At 70.1% G+C, this 6,014-nt stretch carries 7 protein-coding genes and 1 pseudogene; 4 read left to right on the top strand and 4 right to left on the bottom strand.

The genetic code is table 11. From position 1 onward, the window contains the following. Nucleotides 1–402 precede the first annotated feature (402 nt). The 4 genes from ACZ6BB_RS00980 (at nt 403) to ACZ6BB_RS00965 (ending at nt 2,668) form a co-directional block, all read left to right on the top strand. Nucleotides 403–1,032, top strand: coding sequence for a DUF4360 domain-containing protein (locus ACZ6BB_RS00980; RefSeq protein ID WP_471613210.1), 630 nt, complete (start codon nt 403–405; stop codon nt 1,030–1,032). A 301-nt stretch (nt 1,033–1,333) separates the two neighbouring features. Next, the gene (locus ACZ6BB_RS00975) at nt 1,334–1,576 is read left to right on the top strand and encodes a hypothetical protein (protein ID WP_471613209.1); all 243 of its coding nucleotides are present in this window, start codon (nt 1,334–1,336) and stop codon (nt 1,574–1,576) included. Between the two features lie 115 nt (nt 1,577–1,691). Next, nucleotides 1,692–2,363 carry a hypothetical protein gene (locus ACZ6BB_RS00970; RefSeq protein WP_471613208.1) on the top strand — a complete coding sequence of 224 codons (672 nt, stop codon included), beginning with the start codon at nt 1,692–1,694 and terminating at the stop codon, nt 2,361–2,363. Beyond that, nucleotides 2,360–2,668 (top strand): hypothetical protein, encoded by a 309-nt coding sequence (locus ACZ6BB_RS00965; protein ID WP_471613207.1) that lies wholly within the window; start codon nt 2,360–2,362, stop codon nt 2,666–2,668. Before ACZ6BB_RS00970 ends, ACZ6BB_RS00965 begins: the two co-directional genes overlap by 4 nt. Before the next feature lie 482 nt (nt 2,669–3,150). Here the strand turns inward: ACZ6BB_RS00965 and ACZ6BB_RS00960 are convergent, their stop codons facing one another. The 4 genes and pseudogenes from ACZ6BB_RS00960 to ACZ6BB_RS00945 form a co-directional block, all read right to left on the bottom strand. Next, entirely contained in the window at nt 3,151–4,128 is a 978-nt protein-coding gene (locus tag ACZ6BB_RS00960) for a Vps62-related protein (RefSeq protein WP_471613206.1), read from the bottom strand. A 59-nt stretch (nt 4,129–4,187) separates the two neighbouring features. Further along, nucleotides 4,188–4,826, bottom strand: coding sequence for a hypothetical protein (locus ACZ6BB_RS00955; protein WP_471613205.1), 639 nt, complete (start codon nt 4,824–4,826; stop codon nt 4,188–4,190). A 151-nt stretch (nt 4,827–4,977) separates the two neighbouring features. Then, on the bottom strand, nt 4,978–5,595 hold the full coding sequence (locus ACZ6BB_RS00950) for an SMI1/KNR4 family protein (protein WP_471613204.1): 618 nt from the start codon (nt 5,593–5,595) through the stop codon (nt 4,978–4,980). A 72-nt stretch (nt 5,596–5,667) separates the two neighbouring features. Continuing rightward, nucleotides 5,668–6,009, bottom strand: a pseudogene (locus ACZ6BB_RS00945) (transposase); the annotation flags it as partial. Nucleotides 6,010–6,014 lie beyond the last annotated feature (5 nt).

Here is a 6,014-nt window from a genome sequence, read left to right as displayed (position 1 = left end):
AAGGCCATAAAGGACACCAGCGCGGACATGTCCGTCAAGGGCCTCGTCACGGAACGTTTCCACACGCTGGGCGACTGTCGGTAGGTGCCCCTCCTTCTGATGACGCCCCGCGACCTGTACGACGGATTCGCCGCCGCCCGCCTGCTGTTCCGGAGGTTGCGCCGCACTCGTCTCTTTCGTAGGTGGCAGGCTCCCCCTATAGTGGGCGCGCTCCCACCCCGGGGGGCCCGCTGCGGCCCGCGGTGATGACCGCACGACCGTCCCCCGAACCCGTACGGACAGTTCCGCCGCCGTGCATGCACCGATGACCGAACCTGCTCCGGCGACCGAAGCGGGTGAGGGCGGCCGCCCCGCGTCATGCCTGTGGGGCTCCGTCACCAGCCGTACTGCGATTGGAGAGTCATGTCTCGTCTTCTCGCCACCAGCGGAGCACTGGCGGCGTTATGCCTCGGGCTGCTGTCGGTCCAACCCGGGTCGGCGGCCGCCGACGCGCCGGCCGAGGGGGCCCAGGTCGTGATCAAGACGATCAACGGCTCCGGGTGCCCGGCGGGCACGGCTGGTGCCACGGTGTCCCCCGACAACTCCACGCTCACAGTGACGTACGACGCCTACACCGCCCAGGCCGGTGGCAATGCCGGACCGGCCGACGCGCGGAAGAACTGCCAGCTCGTCCTGGACGTCAAAGCCCCGGCGTCCTACACCTACGCCCTCTTCGGGCTTGACCACCGCGGCCACGCCTCGCTGCCCGCGCGCGCGACCGCCACCATCAAGTCCGACTACTACTTCCAGGGGACGACGGACGACGTCTTCCAGTCCCACCCGCTGACGGGGCCGTACCAGGATGACTGGGCTGTGTCCGACAGCGTGCCGGACAACCGGCTGGTCTGGGCACCGTGTGGCTCGCAGCGGTACCTCAACGTCAACACATCCCTGCAGGTGAGCGCCGGCTCGGGCAACCGCGCCAGCGTGGTCACCATGGGTTCGACGGACGTCCCGGGCGCCTCCTACCGGCTCATTTGGAAGCGGTGCTGACGCCCGGGGCAACGTGAGGCTCGGCGCCTGGACCGCCCGGAGGGCCGTGACCGGCCGGCCGCTCCGATCGGCGGCTCGCCGCGCACCGCCTGGAGGCGGCTCGGCCTGTGGGTGGCGATGTACCTGCCAGGCACGGGACCCACGGGCATGCCTCTGAGGGCGCGGTCGGCCTCGTGAGCCTCGTCATGAAGACGCATCGACGGGATGCGGCACAACACAAGAAAGGTCGCGGTCGGCGTATTGCTCTGCGTCACTCAGCGACCAGATCGTCGCCTGCCGGGCAGAGCTCGAGCACGAGTACGTGACCGCCGACGGCGGCGACGGCGAGCAGCAGTTCCTGCCAGTGATCTCTGGGCGGGCCAGCGCCAAACTGAACCGGATCGCCGCAAAGATGACGCGCCCGCCGAAGCAGAAGGCCCGGCCCTTCGCCAAGCTGCGCGAGGAGTGGAAGCCGACGAGCGCGAGACGCTGCTGGACCTGCTCGACGATTGGTGGGGTTCGTTCACCGTTCGCCGGCGGACATGGGCGGACTCGACGAGCTTGAAATCGCAGGGCAGCACCCTGACTCGCCCGCCGTCGGCCGGTGACGCGGCAGTGACGCCGGAGTGACGCGGGGTCGGTCACGATCGCGCAATGCGGACAGACAACGGCATGCGCCGATGACCGGGCGTACGGACGCGGTCCGGACTCCCCGCGGCGCGCTGGTCGGGGTCGACCCGGCCAATCCGCTGGCCGGCCTGGTGGTGTTCCAGTACAACCCCGACGAGATGACCCGGCGACTGGTTGCCCGGACACCGGAGGGCGACGACGGGACCGGCGGTACCCGCAGCGATGCGCTGCGCCTCACCGGGGCCCCGATCGAGACGATCAGCCTGGCGGTCGAGGTGGACGCCACCGACCAGTTGGCGGACGGTGATCCGCAGGCCGCGGTCCTCGGCATCCACCCCCAGCTGGCAGCGCTCGAGATGCTGCTCTACCCCAAGAGCTCGGTGGTCCTGGAGAACCTGGCGCTGACGGCGGTCGGCACCATCGAACTGGTACCGACGGAGGCACCGCTCACCCTCCTGGTCTGGGGAGCCGGCCGGGTCCTCCCGGTGCGGCTGACCTCCTTCTCGATCACCGAGCAGGCGTACGACACCCAGCTCAACCCGATCCGGGCCCGGGCGGACCTGGAACTGCGGGTGCTCTCCTACAGCGACCTGTCGGTCACCAGTCCGGGACACCATCTCTTCCTGGCCCACCAGATCGCCAAGGAGGCCATGGCCACGCTCTCCGCCCGGTCGGCGGCGGGCCGGGCCGTGACCGGCGGCATCGGAGGGGTGTTCAGTTGACCGATCCGACCAGCCGGTACGCCTCGCTGGACGTGGTCACCGCCACCGTCCCGGACGGCGCCGGCGGCAGCCGCGAGGTCCGCTGCCTGAGCCGCAGGCTGCTCCCCATGCCGGGCAGTGCGCACACGCTCGCCGAGCACACGGTCGCCCCCGGGGACCGACCGGACACGATCGCCGCCGCCGCTCTGGGCGACCCCACCCAGTTCTGGCGGATCTGCGACGCCCATCCGGTGATCCATCCGGACGAGCTCACCGCTGCCGACCGGATCGGGACCCGGATCCCCATCCCGTTCCCCCTGGCGTGACCGCGCCCCTGCCGCCGTACCGGCCCGTGGAAGGAAACCTGTGGAAGGAGAGAGAGCATGGCCCTGCTGAGCTCCTACCTCACCGTGCTCCTCGGCCCCACGGTGCCCGTACCGGCGCCGCCGCGGCTGGTGGAGAACCTCCAGCAGGTGCAGGTCACCATGTCCGACAGTGCCAGATCCGGATTCCAGCTGGTCATCGCCGCCGGACGCGGGGGTCCGGCGGGTGCGCTCGACCAGCCGCTGCTCACCGAGCGGTATCTGCAGCCGTTCGACCGCGTGGTGCTCGTCCAGCGGGGCACGGACCTCGCCCAACTCACCGCGATGGCCCGGCGCTTCGGCTACGTCTTCCACATCACCCCGGGCCCGCTGCCGCTCACCAGTACCGCCTACTGGGGTCCACCGACCCGGGTGGGCAGACCGGCACCGGCGCTCTCGGTCGACTTCGGGCCGGCGACCAATGTCGAGCAGCTCTCCGGCCGGCGTCACTGGAGACCGGGCTCGCCGTCCAGGGGCTGCATGTGCGGGTCGAACAGGGACTTCCTGGGCGGGCCCTCCGGGCCGTTGTTCAGTACGCATTCCCCGCTGAGGGCCTCGGAGAAGAAGCAGCCGGACTTCGGGTTGCCCCAGCGGCCGGTGTAGTTCAGCCAGGCCCATTCGCCGGTGTAGCTGCCCACGGGCTGCCAGGCGAACACCTTGAGTGCCTGCCGGGTGTCCCAGAGCGTGCCTGCGCCGGTGTCGTCGTTGAGGGTGTCGCCGTTGGGCAGATTCCGGTAGGTGTGGCGTCGCGCGTCGGGGTACATGCCGTGAGATCCCTGCGCCGAGTAGACCACCGGCTGATCGCCGATCAGGTCGACCTCTGGGCCGCCGTACGAGAAGGTCTGTCCACCGTCGTGCTGGCCCATGGAGACCCTGTACGGCACGTCGTCCACGAAGCGGACGGTGACGTGCTCCCAGTCGCCGACGTGGTTGCCGAACGTGGAGTAGCCCCCGACACAGCCCCAGCGGGAGAACCATCCGACGCAGACCCGCTTGCCGTTGTTGTACGGGAAGAACGTCCAGTAGTTGATGTCGGTGATGTTGGTCGGGTTGCCGTTGTCGGTGCGGTGTACGACCTCCGCGTAGGCCGGAACCGCGCTCTGGCTGGGGCGCTGTCCGGCCAGGAACGGCGGATTCGTGCAGGAGTCGCAGCCCAGCGCCTGGTTGGTCACGAGGAACTGCTGGTTGGGGTTGCCGTTGTCCGCACGGGTCTCGAGGTGGGTGTTGGCCAGGAACGGCTCGACAGCGTCCGGGAAGTAGGACTCGTCCTGATGAAGCCAGATTCGCGGCGCGTAGCGGCGTGCCAGCGCGTCATCCGCCGACGAGACCGAGGAAGTGGAAGCCGAGCGGGTGGTGTCCTCTGCCGCCCGAGCGGGATGAGGCGACAGCACCGACAGCAGGGCGGCGGCGGAGACCGTCGCCAACAGACCGGCCCCCCAACGCCGTACGGAAGCCGACCGGTCTCTGTCTCTCGGTGAAGCGGTCAACAGTGTCCCCCTCGTGAGAAGTGTGTGAGCTTGTCGTCGCTGAACCTCGGGACGACCCGTCGCATCCGGGCGCGGATGCCCGCCGCTTCCGGTAAGGCCGGGTCGTCGAGGGTCAGCGCGTTGTGCCATCCGGCGTATCCGCAGGTGAGCAGGGCGAGTTCGAGACAGCCGGGAAAGGACGGGACGAGCGGGCGCAGCCCCTCCCCGAGGTAGTGGTAGTGGACCTCGTCACCGGGCGGAGCGTCGGGCTGCCGGCAGAAGGCGGCGCACGCCTCGGGGCTGAAGAAGTCGAACGGCTCGACCGGCTCGAAGCGGTCTCCGCCGGGGAAGTCGTCGAACCAGATGGTCTCTCGCCGGTCGGAGAAGACCTCGGCCGGCGGAAGGATGTCGATCGAGCCGGAGTCCGTCGGCCGACCGCTCTGGCCCGGCGGCGCGTAGTCCCAGGCGAGGGTGAACCCGTTGAGCCGGGTGTAGAAATCCTCGACGCCCTCGGGCAGACGGTTTCGGGCGAGGGTGCGCGCTTCGGCCAGTTCCGCGGCGGACGCCGGCGGCCTGATCTCGCTCTGCCGGACCGCGAGGCCGGGTACGCCGCGCAGTTCCTCGATCCGCGCGGCGACCCGCTCCCGGTGGTTCACGCCCTGTCACCTCCGCACTCGTACTCGTACTCGGTCGCCGCTGTCACTTCTGCCCGACAGGCTTACCGGAGCGGCCCACGTACGGAAGAACTACGAGGGCAGCCGCCAGGGCAGTGTGGCTGGCGGGAGTCCAGGGGGTGCATTTCGTCACTCACCCGCAATTGAGCCGCTGGCGAGGGACGACGGGGGTCGATGGGTGGGGCGGCCAGTCCGGTGGCAGCAGGGCCCACGAGCCGTGCCGCAGCCACTCCGCGAACCGGACCGGGCGGGCACCGCCGAGATGGTCCAGGGACAGCGGCACGATCCGGTCGCAGGTCGCCCGCCCGTCCCACCACACCGTGCCCGCCAGCGGCCCGGTCACCGCCAGCAGTGTGGAGAAGCCGCACCCATGCTCCTGCACGACCACGGCACCGGCGGTCTTCATGTCCTCGAACTCGCCGGCCTCGTCGTCCCAGGCACGCCATGCGTCGGCGTACGCCGCCTCGTCCTCGAACGCCTCGGCCCGCGGCTCCCGCGCGACCAACTCGTCGTCGGCCTCGTCATAGGAGTCGGGGTGCGGAAAGGGCACGGCCAGCCGAGCCCGCATCGCCTCGTCGTTCCCGGCCCACCACCAACCGCGATCGGTCCGCTCCAGCCGGGCCAGTGCCCCGCCGGCGCTCACCTCGCGCAGGTAGTCCCGGTATTCCAGGGGAAGGGACACACCCAGTTCCTGCTCGGCCTCGGCTGTCTCGGCCTCGGTGAGGGGTGGCGGGGGAGGTTGCTTCCTCATGGGGCGAGTGTAGGCGTCCGCCGCAACTTGCCTGCCGTGTGCGGGAGTTCGGTCCAATGCGGCTAAGAACGCCTACCGCAATGACTTCAGGCGTCTCCAGCAGATGAGTGCGCATCCGAGGGTGAGGAAGGTTTCGTGGATGTCGTCGCGTATCTCCCAGCGGATCCGCAGGCGACGGAACCAGTGCAGATGGGCGAACGCGCGCTCGACGACCCGGCGTTGGGTGCCCAGGCCGGAGCCGTGCTCGGTGCCGCGGCGGGCGATCAACGGCTTCACGCCGAGGTCCCAGACCAGGCGGCGGTACTTGTCGTGGTCGTAGCCGCGGTCGCCCAGCACCACGTCCGGGCCACGCCGGGGTCGGCCGCGCTTGCCCCGCACCGGCGGCACGGCCTGGAGAAGAGGGGCGTGCGATGTCGGTC

The sequence above is a fragment of the Streptomyces sp. NPDC041108 genome, assembly GCF_055592645.1.
This window is presented reverse-complemented; position numbering and strand designations above follow the sequence as displayed.